This window comes from Enterococcus sp. AZ062 (genome assembly GCF_051715065.1).
In the GTDB taxonomy this organism is placed as follows: domain Bacteria; phylum Bacillota; class Bacilli; order Lactobacillales; family Enterococcaceae; genus Enterococcus_B; species Enterococcus_B mundtii.
In genome coordinates, this window is record NZ_JBIOTB010000001.1 from 724,967 (window position 1) to 743,977 (window position 19,011).

Here is a 19,011-nt window from a genome sequence, read left to right on the forward strand (position 1 = left end):
TGATTATTTTATTCGAAAGAGGATTAGATAAAAATCCTTGATTTATCTCATTTTTTCAGAAAAAAATAATAAAACGTTCATGGAAAAGTCATTATTTTTTAGAAAAAGCGAAAAAAACTGTTGCAATTTTAATAATTATTCATTAAACTCATAAACAACTCAGAAAATACTAATTATTCTGAAAATTTCGATAAAGGGGTACGGAAGATGAAAAAGAATTTAACTTTTGGTGTTGTGGCCTTATGTGGGCTTGTACTTGCTGGTTGTTATGGTGGCAGCAGTGCAGATACAAGTGGTAGTGGTTCTTCAAGCAGTGGATCAGCAGATGGAGGAGGCGTCTTCAACTTAGTAGTACCTCAAGAAATGCCGTCGGCCGACTTATCGGTTGCAACAGATACAATCAGTTTTACTGCACTAAATAATGTGTATGAAGGAATCTATCGTTTAGATGAAGATAGTAAACCTCAACCAGCCGGTGCGAGTGAATTGGCTGAAGTTAGTGAAGATGGATTGACTTATAAAGTCAAATTGCGTGAAGACGCAAAATGGTCAAATGGGGAGCCTGTCACAGCAGCTGATTATGTTTACGGTTGGCAACGTACGGTAGATCCAGCGACGGCATCAGAATATGCGTATCTTTTTGCACCAGTTGAAAATGCTGAAGCAATCACAGCAGGCGACAAAGACAAATCAGAATTAGGCATCAAAGCAGTTGGTGATTATGAATTGGAAATCAAATTAGCCAAACAAACACCATACTTCCAATACTTACTTGCTTTCCCTTCATTCTTCCCACAAAGTCAAGCAGTGGTTGAAGAACATGGAGATGCGTACGCATCATCAAGTGACAACGCAGTATACAATGGACCATTTACTTTAGCTGATTTTGATGGACCAGGTACTGATACTGAATGGACGTACAAGAAAAACGAAGAGTACTGGGATAAAGATGCAGTTAAATTATCAGAAATCAAAGTCAGTGTCGTAAAAGAATCTTCTACTGCATTGAATCTATTCAAAGATGGACAAGCAGATGATGTCATCTTATCAGGCGAGTTAGCACAACAAAATGCGAATGATCCAGCTTATACGTCAGTCAAAGAAGCACGTACAAGTTATATCGAGTTCAATCAAAGAGAAGATGATTCACCATTCAAAAATGTGAACTTAAGAAAAGCCATTTCTTATTCAATCAATCGTGAAGCATTAGTGAAACAAGTTATGGGTGATGGTTCAGTTGTTTCAACAGGTTTGATTCCTGCAGACATGACTAAGAACCCTGAAACAAATGAAGATTTCGCAGCAGAAGCCGGCGAATTAGTATCATATGATCAAGACAAAGCAAAAGAATATTGGGAAAAAGCGAAGAGTGAATTAGGAATCGACTCATTAGAATTTGAATTGATGGCATCAGATGATGACTCAACGAAAAAAGTGATCGAATATATCCAAAACTCTATCCAAGAAAACCTTGACGGTGTGAAAGTAAAACCTACACCAGTACCATTCTCAGTTCGTTTGGATCGTTCATCATCTGGTGATTTTGATACAGTATTAGGTGGTTGGGGCGCAGACTATGCTGACCCAAGTAGCTTTACTGACTTATTTGTAACAGGCAATTCATACAACCGTGGTCAATGGTCAAATGCAGACTATGACAAAGCCGTTGAAGCATCTGCTTCTAAAGATGCAGGTGACGAACAAGCGCGTTGGGCTGACTTACAAGAAGCGAATAAAATCATCGCTGAAGATATGGGTGTCGCACCAGTTTATCAAAAAGCTGAAGGTCATTTAGTTAATCCAAAAGTCAAAGGTATCGTTCATCATGCTGCTGGCGCATCATGGGATTACAAATGGACATATATTGAAGAATAATCTGTCCTAAAAAGAAAAAAGAGCGTCTGGGATGTTTGACAAATCCCAGACCTCTCAATTTTCTGATCCTAGTTATTCTTTTGGCCGTTCATTTAGACAAGTGAGATGAGCGCAAAGACAATCGAAAACACAAGCAAAATTCCAGCGATGATCAGCCAAAAGGTATACATACCGTAGCTGACCGAAGATAGGGAAGTAAATTCTGGTTTTTCCTTCCGGTTTCTCGTTCGTGCTAAGTGAAACGAACGTTGAAAGTGATCAAAGAAACCTGAGGAGAACACCCATAAAAATCCGCCGATAATCAAAAACGGCAACGCACATAAAAATAAATCATTGGATAATTGAAGAAGGGTCAACTGATCAGTCAAAGCATTTTTAAGTAACACGAGGACGATCACTAAACCGGCAAACAAATAAGGACGATATTTTTTTTTCATTTTTTTGCTCCTTTATCATTGGTTCATTAAATAATGTAGCGAAACATTGATCAGAAGTCAAAAGCTAGGGGGAAACATTCGTGAATAGTTATATAAAATATGTATTAAAACGCGTCTTCTTTATGGTGATCACACTATGGTTGATTGCAACCATCACATTCTTTTTGATGCAATTATTGCCTGGTACACCTTACACAAACCAGGAACGTTTAAGTCCTGAAACAATTGAGATGTTGAACAAACAAGTTGGTTTGGATAAACCAGTCATCGTTCAATATGGGATCTATCTTTCTAATTTGATCCAAGGAGATTTTGGTATCTCTTTCCAATTCAAAAACCAACCAGTTGCTAACTTATTAGCAGGACGAGTAGGACCTTCATTACAGCTTGGTCTACAAGCAATCATTTTCGGAACTTTCTTTGGAACGATCCTAGGAACAATCTCAGCAATGAAACAAAATACATGGGTCGATACGTCTTCTACATTAGTCGCGATCTTAGGACGTTCTATCCCTAACTTTGTTTTTGCTGTATTGTTACAATACATTTTTGCCATCCAATTTCGTGTATTGCCGATCGCAAAATGGGATGGGTTCATGTATACGATCTTACCAACGATTGCACTAGCCATGTCGCCATTAGCCGACTCTGCCAGATTCATCCGAACAGAAATGGTCGAAGTCTTGCATAGTGATTATGTCGAATTGGCTCGAGCAAAAGGCTTGAGTCGTTGGGAAATTGCCTTTAAACATGGTCTACGTAATAGTTTGATCCCGTTGATGACTTTGTTAGGCCCATTAGCAGTCGCTTTGATGACCGGTTCATTAGTTGTTGAAAATATCTTTGCTATTCCGGGGATCGGTGAGCAATTCGTTAAGTCGATCACAACAAATGACTATCCAACGATCATGGCTGTTACGATCTTGTATTCATTTATGTTAATCTTAGTTATTTTAGTCGTGGATCTATTGTACGGACTAGTTGATCCGAGAATCCGAGTTTCTGAAGGGAGTCGAAGCTAGATGGAACTGATACCAAAACGCTACGAAACAATTGCAGAAATTCCTGCAGATGAATTTTTACCGTTACAAAAAAACACAGAAGAAGAACGTGAAAAAATCGAAGCTCCTTCACTGAATTTTATCCAGGATTCTTGGCGTCGATTGAAGAAAAACAAAGCGGCAGTTATTTCCATGGGATTACTGATTGTGATCATCTTTATCTCGATCATCACGATTTTCGTTTCACCCCATGATCCAACCGCTCAAAATGTCGATTACATCAACTTACCACCACGTATTCCTGGTATCAATATCGACGGACTAAACGGAAAAGCAATGGTTGCTGGTGAGTTAGTCGATAAATATGCGCAAGCCAATGTTCCTGCAGATGTGAACTACTTTTTAGGAACAGATGGTCTAGGTCGTGATGTGTTAAGTCGTTTGTTCATGGGAACACGTATCTCTCTACTGATTGCCTTCATCGCTGCGTTACTAGATGTAACGATCGGTGTTGCCTATGGTTTGATCTCTGGTTTATTAGGTGGTCGTGTGGACAATGCGATGCAACGTTTCTTAGAGGTCTTATCTGGTATTCCTAACTTAGTCGTGATGATTTTGATGCTAGTCGTCTTTGAACCAGGGATCTTCTCGATCGTGGCAGCGATGGCGATCACGAACTGGATTCCGATGGCTCGGATCGTCAGGGCGCAAACATTGAAATTAAAAGACCAAGAGTATGTGTTAGCAGGAATGACATTAGGTGAATCCAAATGGAAGATCGCCTTCAAGCATATCTTGCCAAACATTTCGAGTGTGATCATCATCCAAATGATGTTCAGTATCCCATCAGCGATTTTCTTCGAAGCTTTCTTAAGTTTCATCGGCCTAGGCTTGACACCACCTTCTGCTTCATTGGGAACGATGTTGAGTGATGGATACAAAACATTCTTATACTTGCCGTACCTATTATGGATTCCGGCAGCAACTTTATCGGTGATCATGATTGGTTTCAACTTATTAGCAGATGGCTTACGTGATGCCTTTGATCCTAAAATGAAAGAGTGAGTACGATGACGAAAATTCTTGAAGTAAAGAACTTACAAATCTCCTTTGATACCTATGCTGGAAAAGTCCAAGCAATCCGAGGCGTCGATTTTCATTTGAACAAAGGTGAAACATTGGCAATCGTTGGCGAATCCGGTAGTGGGAAATCTGTAACGACTAGAAGTATCATGCGTTTACTATCGAGTAACGCATCGATCGATTCTGGTGAGATCTTATTCAAAGGACAAAACATTGTTGATAAAACAGAAAAAGAAATGCAAAAGATTCGTGGGAAAGAAATCGCGATGATCTTCCAAGATCCGATGACTTCATTAGATCCAACGATGACGATTGGTAAACAAGTAGCAGAATCTTTACGTAAGCATAATAAAGTATCGAAAAAAGAGGGGCAAAAAGCCGCTTTAGAATTATTGAATCTTGTAGGGATCCCGGAGGCTGAGAAACGCATCCATAGCTATCCTCATCAATTTTCAGGGGGACAACGGCAACGGATCGTGATCGCGATCGCGTTGATATGTTACCCAGAAATCTTGATTGCAGATGAACCAACGACAGCCTTAGATGTGACGATCCAAGCACAGATTTTAGAGTTGTTGAAAAAAATCCAATCAAAAATCGACACGTCGATCATTTTTATCACCCATGATCTTGGTGTCGTAGCGAATGTTGCTGATCGAGTAGCAGTGATGTACGGTGGAAAAATCATTGAAGTGGGGACATCTGAAGAGATTTTTTACAATCCACAGCATCCGTATACATGGGGCTTACTTGGCTCTATGCCTACATTGGAAAGTGGCAATGACCGCTTATATGCAATCCCAGGTTCTCCACCGGATTTATTGAATCCGCCAAAAGGAGATGCCTTCTATCCACGAAATGAATTTGCATTGAAAATCGATGCGGAACAAGCACCACCGTTTTTCGAACTATCACCAACACACCAAGCAGCTACTTGGCTATTAGCCCCACAAGCGCCAAAAGTGACACCGCCAGAAGAGATTCAACGGCGCTGGGCGATTTTTCAAGAAAAGCAAAAAGCACATGGCCAAGGGGGATTGAACAATGAACAAAAAACTGCTCGAGGTTAAAGGCTTAAAACAGTATTTTAATGTAGGAAAGAAAAATGAAGTCCATGCGGTGAATGATATCAGTTTTCACATCTATGAAGGAGAAACATTCGGCTTAGTTGGCGAATCTGGTAGTGGAAAGTCAACCACAGGCCGAACGATCATCCGTTTGAATGAACCAACGGGTGGCGAGATTTTATTTGATGGGCAAGATGTGACGAAATTAAAAGGCAAACAAGCCATGACAAAGTTTCGTCATGAAGTCCAAATGATTTTCCAAGATCCATATGCTTCATTAAATCCAAGAATGAAAGTACGAGATATCATTGCAGAAGGAATCGATGTCAATGGACTAGCTAAATCACCCGAAGAACGTGCAGAAAAAGTCAACGAGTTACTAAAAACAGTTGGCTTAAATCCCAGCCATGGCACACGCTATCCTCATGAATTTTCAGGGGGACAACGCCAACGGATCGGGATTGCACGAGCATTAGCAGTCAATCCGAAGTTTATCATTTGTGATGAACCAATCTCTGCTTTAGACGTATCGATCCAAGCCCAAGTGGTCAATCTTTTACAAGATTTACAAAAAGAGCAAGGATTGACTTACTTGTTTATCGCGCACGATCTATCCATGGTGAAACATATCAGTGACCGTATTGGTGTGATGCACAATGGCTTGTTGCTTGAGATGGGAACCAGTGAAGAAATCTATAATCATGGAGTGCATCCATATACGGAAAGCTTACTATCAGCGATCCCATTGCCTGACCCTGATCATGAACGCCAACGTCGCCGGATCAAGTATCAACCTGAACCAGACGATGGACAAATCCGTACGTTACGCGAAATTTCTCCTGAACATTTTGTATATGCAACAGAACAAGAAGTTGCTTATTATGCGAAAAAATTAAAACGGCAGAAAGAAGCCTTGCTAGTCGCAAACTAGGGGGAGAAGCCGATGCTAAAAGCCTTTAAATTTCGAATCTATCCCACTGTTTCACAAAAACAGTGGTTGATCCAAACATTTGGTTGTGTGCGTTTCACTTACAATCATTTATTAAAAGCCAGACAGGCGTATTATTTAGAAACGCAAGAGATCGATTATACGCTGACACCAGCTTCTTTAAAAAAGCAATATCCGTTTTTAAAGGAAGTCGATAGTTTAGCCTTAGCGAATGCCCAATTAAACTTGGATCGTGCATTTCGTAATTATTTTAAAGGACGCGCAAGCTTCCCCAAACTGAAAAATAAAAAAAGTATTTGGCAGTCGTATACGACGAATAATCAAAAAGGAACCATCTATTTAGAAGAAACATACCTCAAATTGCCAAAGCTAAAAGAGAAAATTCGCATCCATGCACATCGTCCGATTGAAGGAACGATTCGTTCAGCAACGATCTCATCTCGATACAACGAGATCTTTTATGTCTCCTTGCTCTGTGAAGTTCCCCAAAAGACGATGAAAGCGTCAAATAAATGGATCGGGATAGCCTATGATCCAGATCGTCTAGTGGAGATGTCCACACCGCTTGACATCACGATCCCTAAATTCAAACAAGTGGATCAACAGCTCCTGCGGGCAAAGAGAAAGCTTGTGATCAAAGGCCGATCAGCACAGCATCGACGAACACACGTTGAAAGAGTAAAAAATTATCAAAAGCAAAAAAGGAAAATCAAAGACCTTTATTTAAAACAAAAATTTCAACGAGAAGACTATTTGGAACAAATTTCAGGAACGGTGATCCGTCATTATGATTATTTGTTTGTCGAATCGATTTCAGCAGATTGTCCGGAAGGTGATTTTTCTATCCAAGACTGGCACAAGCTATTAGCAAAGCTCCAATATAAATCGCAATGGTATAGCAAAAAGTTAGTATTGATCGATATGAAAGAACAAACAAATCCTTCCACAAACAAAAAGAGTCTGGAATTAGTTGAAATCGGGAAGCAAGTCCTTTTTGAATAAAAAAACTGGTAGGGGCGCCAGGGTTCGCCTTGCTAATAAAAAACATCTATTGTTTTTGTTTCTAGGAATTTCTTTCAGAGAAGCTCACTAATTATGACAAACCAAAAAAGAGGAGAAGAGCATTCATGCCCTTCACCTCTTTTTATTCTGTATGTCCAGGTTTTAATTGATAGATCTTTGAGGGACGTCCGATACCGACAGGGCGTTCACCGATTTCATCGAAGTATTGTAACATGGCTTTTTTGAAATTGGAATGATCGATCATTTTAAAATCGATCCCTAAGAATTTAGCGAATACTTTGCGTGCTTCAGTGATCGTGAAGTCTTTTCCTAGAACTTGAAGCACTTGCGGTTCATGTTCCATTTTATTGACGACACGGTTGAAGGCTTTGACAATGATCTCGCTATGGTCAAAGGCTAATGTGTCTTTGCCAGAAGACTCGCTCGTCGTCAAGTCCAGAGTGATTGCTACATCCCCACTCGATAGATGCAGTTTGTTTGCATTGCGTTCAAGTGAAAACCACTGCACTTCTTTGGCATCATCTCCAGCGATCAAAGGTTCTTCACCGATAAAGGCGAGATAGCTGACTGTCACGACCCAGCCACGAGGATCACGATTCGGTGTACTGAAGGTATGCAGTTGTTCAATGTTTTCTTCGGATATGATGACGCCTGTTTCTTCTTTTGTTTCTCGCAAGACGCTGGCACCTGTGGATTCGTTTTTTTGGACGAATCCTCCGGGAAGTGCCCAAGAATTTCGGTAAGGATGGCTTTTACGTTGGATAAGTAAAACTTTTAATTGATCTTCTTCTTTGTTGTAGCAGAGTAAAACGATATCGACTGTCAAGGAAGGTTTTTCATATTCAGGACGTTCTTGGTCTTGGTACCAAGATAAGAAATCAGTTTCAGAGGCCTCTTGTTCATAATATGTTTTTTCTTCTTCTTTTGAATGAAAATGTTCCACTTTCTCACCTCCTGTGATGTTAAGGTACTTTTTACTTTATTGTAGCAGAATCTTCCTGAAAACCAAAGATTTCTAGACAAATAAATCGAACTCAGAGTTGAAAAAGAAACGGTAAGAGTAGATTAAATAGGAAGAAAAGCAAATAAAAAGGGAGAAGCTTCTGTTTTTCTTCTCGAATCGCGAAAAAGCCACAGAGGACGATATACCCTGCTAGGATCACTCGAAGGATCAAAGTGAGCAAAAGAAACGTATTTAATTGTCCATGCAAATTGAAATAACCATACAGATGTAAATAGTAAAAACTAAATAATAAATGGATGAGAGAAAGTAAAGCAATGCTGATAATCATTCGTTTGTGTTTTTTTGTCATTAGTCTCAAAACCTTTTCTTATATGATATTGCTTATTATAGCATGTTTGTAAAGTAAAAATGAGAGAGTAGATGATCCTGAAGAAAAAGGAGTGAGAGTGTGGGTAGAGAATGAAGTGGATCATCACGATAACGTAGGTTCTTTATAAATGTTTTCTTGAAGGGAAAGGACATCTTTACATTTCGGGAGTTATCAAAAAAAGCTAACAGCGTATTCATTTTATGGTATACTAGCAAGGAAACGAATTCGCACCATGCGATAAAGGAGGAAGTACCCCATGGCAGAAAAGGAAACTTTTTATATCACTACGCCCATCTATTATCCAAGTGGCAAACTGCACATTGGCAATTCTTATACAACGATTGCATGTGATGCTGTTGCACGTTATAAACGTTTGATGGGCTTTGATGTGTTTTATCTAACTGGGGTAGATGAACACGGACAGAAAATCGAGAAAAAAGCAGAAGAATTAGGCGTAGAGCCACAGGAATATGTAGACAAAATGGCTGCAGATGTCAAAAAACTGTGGAAAACATTAGATATCAGCTACGATAAATTCATTCGCACAACTGATGATTATCATAAAGCAGCAGTTCAAAAAATCTTTGATCGTTTGCTTGAACAAGGCGATATTTACTTAGGTGAATATGAAGGTTGGTATTCTGTCTCAGATGAGGAATTCTTTACAGAAACTCAACTTGCAGAAGTATACAAAGATGAAGACGGCAAAGTGATCGGTGGGAAAGCGCCAAGTGGTCATGAAGTCGAGCTAGTCAAGGAAGAGTCTTATTTCTTCCGTATGAGTAAGTATGCAGATCGCTTGTTGGAATACTACGAAGAACACCCAGAGTTTATCCAACCTGAATCACGTAAAAATGAGATGATCAATAACTTCATCAAACCTGGTTTAGAAGATCTAGCAGTTTCACGGACGACGTTCAGCTGGGGAATCAATGTCAAAAATGATCCGAAACATGTAGTGTATGTCTGGATCGATGCGTTGTCGAACTACATCACCGCACTAGGTTACGGTTCAGAGGACGATCAATTATTCCAGAAATATTGGCCTGCAGATGTCCATATGGTTGGAAAAGAAATCGTTCGGTTCCATACGATCTATTGGCCGATCATGTTGATGGCATTAGATATCCCATTGCCGAAGAAAGTCTTTGGACATGGCTGGTTATTGATGAAAGACGGCAAGATGTCTAAATCGAAAGGTAATGTCGTTTATCCAGAAATGCTTGTTGAACGCTATGGCTTAGATGCTTTGCGTTATTACTTATTGCGTGCAGTACCATTTGGTTCAGATGGCGTATTTACACCAGAAGACTTTGTGTCACGTGTGAACTACGATTTGGCGAACGACTTAGGGAATCTCTTGAATCGAACGATTGCAATGATCAATAAATATTGTGATGGCATGGTTCCTGACTATGCGTCATTAGTGACACCGTTTGACAGTGAGCTATCAACAACTGCTGCGAATGTGGTAGGTCGTTATCATGATGCAATGGAAAAAATGGAATTCAACACTGCATTAGCTGAAATCTGGGTATTGATTTCTCGTGCCAACAAATATATCGATGAAACAGAACCTTGGGTCTTAGCAAAAGACGAAGAGAAGAAAAAAGAGTTAGAGAGCGTGATGATCCACTTAGCTGAATCGCTACGTATCACTGCGATCCTCTTGCAACCGATCATGACAGAAACACCAACTAAAATCTTCAATCAATTAGGGTTGGATGCCGAGACGATGAACCTTGAAGGATTACACTTCGGTGAATTCCCATCTGGGACAAAAGTCGTTGCAAAAGGTACACCGATTTTCCCACGCCTAGAGCTGGAAGAAGAAATTGCGTATATCCAAGCAAAAATGTCAGAAGGTACTCAAACAAATGAGGACTCTGTCAAATGGGACCCAGAAGAAACAGAGCTTGTTTCGACCAAAGAAAAACAAATCAAGTTCGATGTATTTGAAAAAGTCGAATTAAAAGTAGCAGAAGTCATCAATTGCCAAAAAGTCGAAGGGGCAGATAAATTATTGCAATTCCGTCTAGATGCAGGAGATGACCAAGACCGTCAAATCTTATCCGGTATTGCCGAATTTTATCCTGATCCAAGTGAATTGATCGGCAAAAAATTAGTGATCGTTGCTAACTTGAAACCACGCAAAATGCGCGGGCTGATCAGTCAAGGAATGATCCTTTCAGCAGAAGCAGCTGATGGTTCATTACAAGTGATCGAAGCACCAAAAGGTATGCCAAACGGTTCTGAAGTTGGCTAATCAATGACTATTAAGAACTATTCTAAGCAAATAAGCTTAGAATAGTTCTTTTTTGATAGGCTTACTTTTCGTGGATCTATAAAAATAAAACTAACGAGGTTGTGCGAACACCGTTTATTTGTTTTTAGGGGGTACGAAAGGACGAATCTCCTCGGCTTTTTTATAACTTTGATTGAGTGACAAATTTTTTGGAACTGCAGTATTAAACCATTCATTCATGTTACAATAAGAAAGAAAAGTGAGTAAGTAAACGATCCAAGCCGAATGAGCAGGTCATTGGCTTAGCTAGCGCTTGATAAGAAATAGGATAACTATGCTATCTATTGGAAGGAGACGAAAGATGAATGTGGCTGAGTTAGATTTAGTTACCCGATTTGTACTGGAAAAAAAAGCAAATCTGCATGGCGGAATTTACCATTTGACGCAAGTAGAAATGGCGTATAACTCCAATCGAATAGAAGGGTCGAGAATTTCTGAGAAGCAAACCGCCTTAATATTTGAAAATAATATTCTCCCTCCTGCTGAAAGTGGCGAGGCAACGAAACTAGATGATATCAAAGAAACAGAAAATCATTTCAAAGGTTTCGATTACGTGATCGATCATATCGAAGAATCGTTATCGAATGATTTTATCAAAGAACTACATCGAATTTTGAAACGAGGAACAACTGATGAAAACAATCCGCTAACACCTGTCGGAGAATTTAAACTTGTTCAAAATATGATTGGTTTTGGTTATGATGAGGTTGAAACCACAGCACCCGAGGAAGTAACTGAAAAAATGACGGAATTACTTGCTCACTATGAGAACTCAAAAAAACAAAGCTTAGTTGAAATTGCAGATTTTCATGTGAAATATGAACGCATCCACCCATTTGCAGATGGCAACGGACGTACGGGACGTTTGATCATGTTCAAAGAATGCTTGAGGCACAATATCATGCCTTTCGTGATCAAAGATGTCCATCGTGAGTTCTACTACAGAGGTTTAAGTAATTGGGGAACCGAGAATGGTTATTTACTTAATACTTTAGGTATGAGTCAAGATATGTATGAACAGTTTTTAAAAAAAATGAAATTCACAGGATCGGTTCATCAATAAAATAGCTTTATAGATAAATAAAAAAGTCGAGCGATGATAATCATCGTCCGACTTTTTTTAGTTTTAGCCGTTGTTTGACTTTCGTTGGCAATAATGCTGCGACGATTGAAAATGGAATACATAGAATATACCAAGCAATCAGGCGGCTATTGCCGTAACGTGCATAAATCTTGGTCAATAGCGAGTGAAGGATCACCAGCCCTAGGAGCAAGCTGATCGCAAAGAACCATCTTGTATCCCAATCAGTCAAGTGGCGCAAGGCGTTCATAGCTAAAGGATAGCCGTAGAAAAAAATCCCGACCATCGTGACGCGCCAATTTTTGACGATCGTTTGAACATTCAATAGTAAAAAGATGACCGATAGTAAAAAAGCAATGGGCGGAAACAAGCCGACGAGAAAGGAATAGACGATTCCCCACAACAACATCCCAGGCCCTTTGATCAAGGCGGCAATGAGAAGAAAACCAGCCATCAATAGCAATTGCTGTGTCAATGTTGCAATCGTCAACCAGCCAAATAAAATCAACAATAACCAATGTAGCTTGGATTGTTTTTGTTCTTTTTGTGGAAAGAAAGTAGTACCTTTATCTTTTAGATAAGATGCTAGTTTTGGATCGATCGATTGAAAATCCATAGGGTACCTCCTTACATTTCAAGTAGCTTCATTCTATAAGAAGCAAGACAAGAATACATCCGTCTTTAGAGGGATATTTTCACTACAAATTTCTGAAAAGAATGGTAAAATGAAAAGTTCTCGGTTATACTGAAAAAAATAAAAAAGAAATACGAAATGAGGAAGAGGATGAAGGGGAAATTAAAACGCGAGATCAATTTGTTTGGTGCATTATCCACAGTAATGGGAACTGTGATCGGCGCCGGCGTCTTTTTTAAAACAGCAGCGGTAGTGGCAAGTACACAATCAACAAGTTTGACGTTACTCGCGTGGTTGTTAGGGGGATTCTTAACGATCTGTGCGGGGCTAACAGTCGCTGAATTAGCCACTGCCATTCCTGAAACAGGTGGAGCGGTCAAGTATATTGAAGCAGCTTACGGTAAGTTACCAAGTTTTTTGTTAGGCTGGGCACAAAGTTTGATTTACTTTCCAGCCAACATTGCGGCATTATCGATCATCTTTGCAACACAGCTGATCAATCTCTTACAGCTATCTCCTGATTATTTATTAGTGATTGCTATTATTACAGCACTTTCTATCACTGGATTGAATCTGTTAGGGACCAAAGTTGGTGCGTACGTTCAATCGATTACATTGGTAGTCAAGTTGATCCCAATTGCAGTGATCATTATTTGGGGGCTTCTGACACCAGGACAGGGTACTGTTCAATTATTTCCAGTAGAAGCCGGACAAGGTGTTTCATGGGCAGAAGGACTTAGTGGTGCTTTGTTGGCGACACTTTTCGCTTACGATGGCTGGTTAGGTGTCGGAGCCATGGCTGGAGAAATGAAACGTCCAGAAAAGGATCTACCAAAAGCGATTATTTTAGGATTGAGTTTTGTGACATTCGTTTATCTATTGATCAACTTCGTCTTTTTAAAAACATTACCGATTGATCAAATTGCTGGGAACTTGAATGCTTCATCGGATGCGTCAGCGGTCATCTTCGGTGAACTAGGAGGGAAAATCGTTACGATCGGTATTTTGATCTCTGTCTACGGCGCACTGAATGGTTATACGTTGACTGGGATTCGTGTCCCATATGCAATGGCATTAGAAAATGAGTTGCCGTTCAGTAACCAGTTGACAAAGCTCTCAAAAAAATTCACCGTTCCTTATGTACCTGCATTGTTCCAACTAGCGATTGCATGTATAATGATGAGCTTGGGTTCATTTGATTTTCTGACAGATATGTTGATTTTTGTCATGTGGCTATTTAGTTTATTGATTTTTATTGGCGTATTTATTTTAAGAAAGAAAGCACCAGAGATGCCTCGTCCATATAAAGTACCATTGTATCCTGTGATACCGATCATTGCGATTTTAGGAGCCATCTTTATTTTAGGGATGACACTGATCACACAAACGAATTTGGCATTGATCGGAATCTTAGTCACATTATTAGGTGTACCTGTGTTCTACTACAAAAAAAGACAAACTGAAAGTAACTAACTGATAATGAAAAGACAAGAAGTGAATCAAGTCATTTCTTGTCTTTCTTTGTACGATATCTCATGTTTTTTAGTCTTTGAGACTTCTTTAACGCCTGCTTATATGCTAAAGTAATGAATGAAAAGGAGAGATAAAGATGATATTTGATTCTCATACTCATTTGAACGCGGAACAATTCAATGATGACATTCCTGAAACGATCCAGCGTGCAGAAGAACTAGGTGTGACTAAAATGGCCGTCGTAGGCTTTGATACACCGACGATCGAAAAGTCCTTGATGCTTAGTCAAGATTACCCAAACATTTATAGCATCATTGGTTGGCATCCTACCGAAGCTGGTAGCTATACGAAAGAAATCGAAAATAAACTTCAAGAACAATTGACTTTACCAAAAGTGGTTGCTTTAGGGGAAATCGGACTGGATTATTATTGGATGGAAGATCCAAAAGAAGTCCAAGATAAAATTTTTAGAAGACAGATCGCCATCGCAAAAGAGATGAACTTACCAATTAGTATCCATACGAGAGAAGCATTGGAAGATACTTATAAGGTTTTAAAAGAAGAGGACATTCGCGACATTGGTGGGATCATGCACAGCTTTAGTGGTGATTATGAATGGGCACAACGTTTCCTTGATTTAGGGATGCACATTTCTTTCAGTGGTGTCGTCACTTTCAAAAAGGCGTTAGATGTGCAAGAAGCAGCGACAAACGTTCCATTGGATCGTCTATTAGTGGAAACGGATGCTCCATATTTAGCGCCAATGCCCTATCGAGGAAAAAGAAATGAACCAGGGTATACTCGTTACACAGTCGAAAAGATCGCTGAACTTCGTCAACTACCAATGGAAGAAGTAGCGGCACAAACATGGAAAAATGCCCATCGTTTATTTGGATTATCAGAGCATGACTAAGTTAAAGATCCAAGAAATCATTGTTGTCGAAGGGAAAGACGATACGAGAAGGCTACAAGAAGTGGTTGAAGCCGACACGATAGAAACGATTGGTTCAGCGATCAATGAAGAAATCTTGATGCAGATCGAACATGCACAGGAAACTAGGGGAATCATTATTTTTACGGACCCAGATTTCTCAGGTGAGAAGATTCGTAAAACAATCATGGAAGTGGTACCACAAGCAAAACATGCATTTTTGCCAAGGAACCAAGCTGTACCGAAAAAAAAGGGAAGCTTAGGAGTCGAACATGCGAGTGACGAAGCGATATTAGAAGCGTTGAAAAAGGTCGTTACGCCAGTCGATGATGAGACCCAAGTACCAGAGATCACTAGACAAATGCTTGTTGCGTATGGATTGATTGCCGGACCACAAGCAAAAGAAAAGCGTGAGATGCTAGGCGATGAATTACGCATTGGCTATACAAACGGAAAACAATTGGAAAAACGGTTGAACATGTTCCGAATTACGTTAGCTGAGTTTAAGCAGGCAATGAAAAAAGTGGAGGATCATTATGAGTGAATATCGGGATATTGCAACACCCACTAGAACAAAAGAAATTTTATTGAAGCACGGCTTCTCCTTTAAAAAGAGCTTAGGACAAAACTTTTTGACAGAGCCGAATATCCTTCGGAAAATCATTGAAACTGGTCAAATCGATCAGCAGACTAATGTCATTGAAGTAGGACCAGGAATTGGTGCATTAACAGAGCAAATCGCGCGTCATGCCAAACAAGTAGTCGCATTTGAAATCGACGATCGATTGATTCCTGTCTTGGCAGATACCCTTTCACCATATCCGAATGTAACAGTCATCCACCAAGATATTTTGAAAACTGATTTGGCAGAGGCAGTCAATACTCAATTCAACGAGCAGTTACCATTGAAAGTGGTGGCTAATTTGCCTTATTATATTACGACACCAATCATGATGCACTTTCTTGAATCAGACGTAGTGGTTGACGAAATGATCGTGATGATGCAAAAAGAAGTAGCTGATCGTATTTCAGCTAAACCCGGAACAAAAGCATATGGCTCTTTATCGATTGCTGTGCAATATTATATGGAAGCAAGTTTGGCGTTTATTGTGCCAAAAACAGTATTTGTACCACAACCAAACGTGGATTCAGCCATCTTGAAATTGACAAGACGCGCAACACCAGCAGTTTCCGTAACGGATGAAAAAGCCTTTTTCCGTCTGACAAAGGCTGCGTTTCAACAGCGTAGAAAAACTTTATGGAATAATTTGCAACATGCCTATGGGAAAGACGAAGAAACAAAAAGTTGGTTAACCGCAAGTCTAACGGAGGCAGGAATCGATCCGAAAAGACGAGGAGAAACACTTTCTTTAGGAGAATTTGCTGCTTTGAGCAATGCCATGGAATATCTAAAAAAATAAAATGAGAAATAGAAGGCTGAAAAAGTCTTTTCGCTCTAAGCATGAAGGCATCACTTGAGAAAACCATTTTGGGTATTCTTCAAGTGGTGCCTGACTATTTTAGGACATATGGTCCAAGATCAAATTATTCGATTTTAGAGAGGGTGGCATTTCAGATGTTCTGTTTCTCTTTATGTGTCTTGACACATTAGAAAGTTAGCGGTACAATAGGTCAAAATAAATGTGTCAAGACACATCAAGGGAGTAAAAAAATGAAAACAAATTCTGTAAGAAAATTGACAATTTCCGCTTTATTGATCGGGATGGGCGTTCTTATTCCGATGATCATGCCTAAGATCGTAATTCCGCCTGCTTCATTTACACTAGCTTCACATGTGCCATTATTTATCGCAATGTTTTTTTCACCCGGTGTAGCTGTTGCAGTGGCGCTAGGTACAACATTTGGTTTCTTCTTGACGACACCTGTGATTATTGCGCTTCGTGCATTGTCTCATTTGGTATTTGCTCTAATCGGTGCATGGTATTTACAAAAAAAACCAGGGATCGTCTTAAAAGACGGGCAATTCACATTAATGAACTGGCGTTTTCAAGGGTTTAACTTATTGATCGGCGTGATCCACTCGATCATCGAAATGCTAGTGGTGAGTGTATTCTTCTTCATAGGGAATATGCCGGAAACATACTATGCAGAAGGCTACTTCTATACCGTATTCATCTTGATGGGGATCGGTGGCTTGATCCATAGTTTGGTGGATTACAATATCGCTTACTTCATTGCCGGAACATTGAGTAAATTCTTTGATGTGCCAGTTTTCACTGCTGCCAAGAAACAGCAAAAGAAAGAGATCGTACAAGGAACGATCAAAAAAGTCGTGTAGCCATCCCACAAATAAAGACTGAAAAATAACCCAAAAAAGACCCAAGATCGTACGATCGATGGGTCTTTTACGTATCATCAAGTTCTGTTTCGTTTATGGGATCGTGATGACATCTTCTGTATCTTTATCAAAGAAATGGCCTTTGTTGATATTGAAGGCAAGGTCGATCATTTCTCCTGGTTTATGGAAGTCACGCGCGTCAACTTTTGAAATGAACTCAGTTGTTCCAGTGCGAGTATAAAGCATGGTTTCTGCACCAAGTAATTCAGATACAACGACTTCTGAATTGACAACAGTTTCTGGTGAGGCATCCAAGACAACTTGTTCACTATGGATATCTTCTGGACGGATACCAAAGACAAGTTCTTTGCCTTCATAACCTTTTTCAACTAGCACTTTATTTTTACCTTCAGGGATTCTCAATTTTAGTCCATGACCATCTGAGATAACGCCTTGGCTTAATTTTACATTGAAAAAGTTCATGGCAGGTGAACCAATGAAACCAGCAACGAACATGTTGACTGGTGTGTCATAAACTTCTTTCGGTGAACCGATTTGTTGGATAAATCCATCTTTCATGATGACGATGCGGTCTGCCATCGTCATCGCTTCTGTTTGGTCATGGGTAACGTAAATGGTTGTTGTTTCTAAGCGTTGATGCAACTTCGCGATTTCGGCACGCATGGCTACACGTAGTTTGGCATCCAAGTTTGACAATGGCTCATCCATTAAGAAGACTTTCGCATCACGTACGATGGCACGACCTAAAGCGACACGCTGACGTTGACCTCCTGAAAGAGCAGCAGGTTTACGTTTTAAGTATTCAGTCAAACCAAGGATCTCCGCAGCATTTTCCACACGTTGTTGGATGTCTGCTTTATCGTATTTACGCAATTTCAAACCAAACGCCATATTGTCAAATACCGTCATGTGAGGGTATAAGGCATAGTTTTGGAATACCATCGCGATATCACGGTCTTTAGGAGCAACATCGTTCATTACTTTACCGCCGATATTCAATTCTCCTTCGGAAATATCTTCAAGACCAGCGATCATTCGTAGAGTTGTTGATTTCCCACAACCGGAAGGACCAACGAATACGATAAATTCGCGATCTTTGATTGCCAAGTTAAAGTCAGTAACAGAATAGTTTTCTGCATTGTCATATTTCTTGTATACATTTTTCAGAGCCATTTCTACCATCGTACAAACCACGCTTTCTTTTTTCTTTTATTTGATGTGTTTAGTATAGTTGAAAGCGCTATCTATATTCAATGTCACAATGAACAAGAATTCGTGGCATCTTTCGTCAATGTGTACAAAATAATTGGAAAGTGCGTGGAAAGTGAGACAAAAATAAAATTCATTTTTGTTTCTATCCTTAAAAGCGAATAAACGGTGTTCCAGAAGTAACTCCTTCGGAAATAAGCCGAGAAACCCAAAAATTTGAAAAACAATTTTCGGGTTTCTCGGCTTATTTCTCGGAGCTGAACACTTCTGAAACAACCTCATCACCTAC

At 39.7% G+C, this 19,011-nt stretch carries 18 protein-coding genes; 13 read left to right on the forward strand and 5 right to left on the reverse strand.

Annotated features, from left to right (window positions below; genetic code table 11):
- The first annotated feature begins 207 nt into the window (after nt 1-207).
- A complete protein-coding gene (locus IGJ00_RS03400; protein ID WP_010736156.1) occupies nt 208-1,875 on the forward strand; it encodes a peptide ABC transporter substrate-binding protein in 1,668 nt (555 codons plus the stop codon).
- A 92-nt stretch (nt 1,876-1,967) separates the two neighbouring features.
- On the opposite strand, the gene IGJ00_RS03405 is transcribed toward IGJ00_RS03400, so the two are convergent.
- Nucleotides 1,968-2,312: a DUF3899 domain-containing protein gene (locus tag IGJ00_RS03405; RefSeq protein ID WP_010736155.1), complete on the reverse strand. Its 345-nt coding sequence runs from the start codon at nt 2,310-2,312 to the stop codon at nt 1,968-1,970.
- A gap of 80 nt (nt 2,313-2,392) precedes the next feature.
- Between IGJ00_RS03405 and opp3b the strand changes: the two genes are divergently transcribed.
- From opp3b to IGJ00_RS03430, 5 genes are read left to right on the forward strand one after another with little or no spacing between them, the layout of a single operon-like run.
- On the forward strand, nt 2,393-3,334 hold the full coding sequence (gene opp3b, locus IGJ00_RS03410; RefSeq protein WP_019722500.1) for an oligopeptide ABC transporter permease: 942 nt from the start codon (nt 2,393-2,395) through the stop codon (nt 3,332-3,334).
- Entirely contained in the window at nt 3,335-4,378 is a 1,044-nt protein-coding gene (locus tag IGJ00_RS03415; protein WP_019722499.1) for an ABC transporter permease, read from the forward strand. It begins immediately after the preceding gene.
- A 5-nt stretch (nt 4,379-4,383) separates the two neighbouring features.
- Nucleotides 4,384-5,466, forward strand: a complete 1,083-nt coding sequence (locus tag IGJ00_RS03420; RefSeq protein WP_019722498.1) for an ABC transporter ATP-binding protein — start codon at nt 4,384-4,386, stop codon at nt 5,464-5,466.
- On the forward strand, nt 5,441-6,394 hold the full coding sequence (locus tag IGJ00_RS03425) for an ABC transporter ATP-binding protein (protein WP_074800646.1): 954 nt from the start codon (nt 5,441-5,443) through the stop codon (nt 6,392-6,394). Before IGJ00_RS03420 ends, IGJ00_RS03425 begins: the two co-directional genes overlap by 26 nt.
- Before the next feature lie 12 nt (nt 6,395-6,406).
- Nucleotides 6,407-7,414, forward strand: a complete 1,008-nt coding sequence (locus tag IGJ00_RS03430; protein ID WP_430604408.1) for an RNA-guided endonuclease TnpB family protein — start codon at nt 6,407-6,409, stop codon at nt 7,412-7,414.
- Nucleotides 7,415-7,556: 142 nt separating this feature from the next.
- Here the strand turns inward: IGJ00_RS03430 and IGJ00_RS03435 are convergent, their stop codons facing one another.
- Together IGJ00_RS03435 and IGJ00_RS03440 are read right to left on the reverse strand one after the other, a co-directional pair.
- Nucleotides 7,557-8,378, reverse strand: coding sequence for an NUDIX domain-containing protein (locus IGJ00_RS03435; RefSeq protein ID WP_010736144.1), 822 nt, complete (start codon nt 8,376-8,378; stop codon nt 7,557-7,559).
- A gap of 91 nt (nt 8,379-8,469) precedes the next feature.
- Complete coding sequence (locus IGJ00_RS03440; RefSeq protein ID WP_010736143.1) at nt 8,470-8,748, reverse strand: hypothetical protein; 279 nt, start codon at nt 8,746-8,748, stop codon at nt 8,470-8,472.
- A 277-nt stretch (nt 8,749-9,025) separates the two neighbouring features.
- Here IGJ00_RS03440 and metG point away from each other — a divergent pair, with 277 nt between their 5' ends.
- Entirely contained in the window at nt 9,026-11,035 is a 2,010-nt protein-coding gene (gene metG, locus IGJ00_RS03445; protein WP_010736142.1) for a methionine--tRNA ligase, read from the forward strand.
- Nucleotides 11,036-11,375: 340 nt separating this feature from the next.
- On the forward strand, nt 11,376-12,137 hold the full coding sequence (locus tag IGJ00_RS03450) for a Fic family protein (RefSeq protein WP_438844124.1): 762 nt from the start codon (nt 11,376-11,378) through the stop codon (nt 12,135-12,137).
- 40 nt (nt 12,138-12,177) lie between these two features.
- Here IGJ00_RS03450 and IGJ00_RS03455 read toward each other — a convergent pair whose 3' ends face one another.
- Complete coding sequence (locus IGJ00_RS03455) at nt 12,178-12,771, reverse strand: hypothetical protein (RefSeq protein WP_010736140.1); 594 nt, start codon at nt 12,769-12,771, stop codon at nt 12,178-12,180.
- 168 nt (nt 12,772-12,939) lie between these two features.
- Here IGJ00_RS03455 and IGJ00_RS03460 point away from each other — a divergent pair, with 168 nt between their 5' ends.
- The 5 genes from IGJ00_RS03460 (at nt 12,940) to IGJ00_RS03480 (ending at nt 17,492) form a co-directional block, all read left to right on the forward strand.
- Nucleotides 12,940-14,262 carry an APC family permease gene (locus IGJ00_RS03460; RefSeq protein ID WP_010736139.1) on the forward strand — a complete coding sequence of 441 codons (1,323 nt, stop codon included), beginning with the start codon at nt 12,940-12,942 and terminating at the stop codon, nt 14,260-14,262.
- A gap of 136 nt (nt 14,263-14,398) precedes the next feature.
- Nucleotides 14,399-15,175 carry a TatD family hydrolase gene (locus IGJ00_RS03465; RefSeq protein WP_071866637.1) on the forward strand — a complete coding sequence of 259 codons (777 nt, stop codon included), beginning with the start codon at nt 14,399-14,401 and terminating at the stop codon, nt 15,173-15,175.
- Nucleotides 15,168-15,737: a ribonuclease M5 gene (gene rnmV, locus IGJ00_RS03470; RefSeq protein ID WP_071866636.1), complete on the forward strand. Its 570-nt coding sequence runs from the start codon at nt 15,168-15,170 to the stop codon at nt 15,735-15,737. The genes IGJ00_RS03465 and rnmV overlap by 8 nt, the downstream gene beginning before the upstream one ends.
- Nucleotides 15,730-16,614, forward strand: coding sequence for a 16S rRNA (adenine(1518)-N(6)/adenine(1519)-N(6))-dimethyltransferase RsmA (gene rsmA, locus IGJ00_RS03475; protein ID WP_115357363.1), 885 nt, complete (start codon nt 15,730-15,732; stop codon nt 16,612-16,614). Before rnmV ends, rsmA begins: the two co-directional genes overlap by 8 nt.
- A 251-nt stretch (nt 16,615-16,865) precedes the next feature.
- Complete coding sequence (locus IGJ00_RS03480) at nt 16,866-17,492, forward strand: hypothetical protein (RefSeq protein WP_019722490.1); 627 nt, start codon at nt 16,866-16,868, stop codon at nt 17,490-17,492.
- A gap of 93 nt (nt 17,493-17,585) precedes the next feature.
- Here the strand turns inward: IGJ00_RS03480 and IGJ00_RS03485 are convergent, their stop codons facing one another.
- The gene (locus IGJ00_RS03485) at nt 17,586-18,695 is read right to left on the reverse strand and encodes an ABC transporter ATP-binding protein (RefSeq protein WP_010736134.1); all 1,110 of its coding nucleotides are present in this window, start codon (nt 18,693-18,695) and stop codon (nt 17,586-17,588) included.
- Between the last annotated feature and the right edge of the window lie 316 nt (nt 18,696-19,011).

Bases quoted from the DNA above. Each gene is read 5' to 3' on its own strand.
- IGJ00_RS03400 (WP_010736156.1), top strand. From the start codon at position 208: ATGAAAAAGAATTTAACTTTTGGTGTTGTGGCCTTATGTGGGCTTGTA.
- IGJ00_RS03405 (WP_010736155.1), bottom strand. From the start codon at position 2,312: ATGAAAAAAAAATATCGTCCTTATTTGTTTGCCGGTTTAGTGATCGTC.
- IGJ00_RS03415 (WP_019722499.1), top strand. From the start codon at position 3,335: ATGGAACTGATACCAAAACGCTACGAAACAATTGCAGAAATTCCTGCA.
- IGJ00_RS03420 (WP_019722498.1), top strand. From the start codon at position 4,384: ATGACGAAAATTCTTGAAGTAAAGAACTTACAAATCTCCTTTGATACC.
- IGJ00_RS03425 (WP_074800646.1), top strand. From the start codon at position 5,441: ATGAACAAAAAACTGCTCGAGGTTAAAGGCTTAAAACAGTATTTTAAT.
- IGJ00_RS03430 (WP_430604408.1), top strand. From the start codon at position 6,407: ATGCTAAAAGCCTTTAAATTTCGAATCTATCCCACTGTTTCACAAAAA.
- IGJ00_RS03440 (WP_010736143.1), bottom strand. From the start codon at position 8,748: ATGACAAAAAAACACAAACGAATGATTATCAGCATTGCTTTACTTTCT.
- metG (WP_010736142.1), top strand. From the start codon at position 9,026: ATGGCAGAAAAGGAAACTTTTTATATCACTACGCCCATCTATTATCCA.
- IGJ00_RS03450 (WP_438844124.1), top strand. From the start codon at position 11,376: ATGAATGTGGCTGAGTTAGATTTAGTTACCCGATTTGTACTGGAAAAA.
- IGJ00_RS03455 (WP_010736140.1), bottom strand. From the start codon at position 12,771: ATGGATTTTCAATCGATCGATCCAAAACTAGCATCTTATCTAAAAGAT.
- IGJ00_RS03460 (WP_010736139.1), top strand. From the start codon at position 12,940: ATGAAGGGGAAATTAAAACGCGAGATCAATTTGTTTGGTGCATTATCC.
- IGJ00_RS03465 (WP_071866637.1), top strand. From the start codon at position 14,399: ATGATATTTGATTCTCATACTCATTTGAACGCGGAACAATTCAATGAT.
- rnmV (WP_071866636.1), top strand. From the start codon at position 15,168: ATGACTAAGTTAAAGATCCAAGAAATCATTGTTGTCGAAGGGAAAGAC.
- rsmA (WP_115357363.1), top strand. From the start codon at position 15,730: ATGAGTGAATATCGGGATATTGCAACACCCACTAGAACAAAAGAAATT.
- IGJ00_RS03480 (WP_019722490.1), top strand. From the start codon at position 16,866: ATGAAAACAAATTCTGTAAGAAAATTGACAATTTCCGCTTTATTGATC.
- IGJ00_RS03485 (WP_010736134.1), bottom strand. From the start codon at position 18,695: ATGGTAGAAATGGCTCTGAAAAATGTATACAAGAAATATGACAATGCA.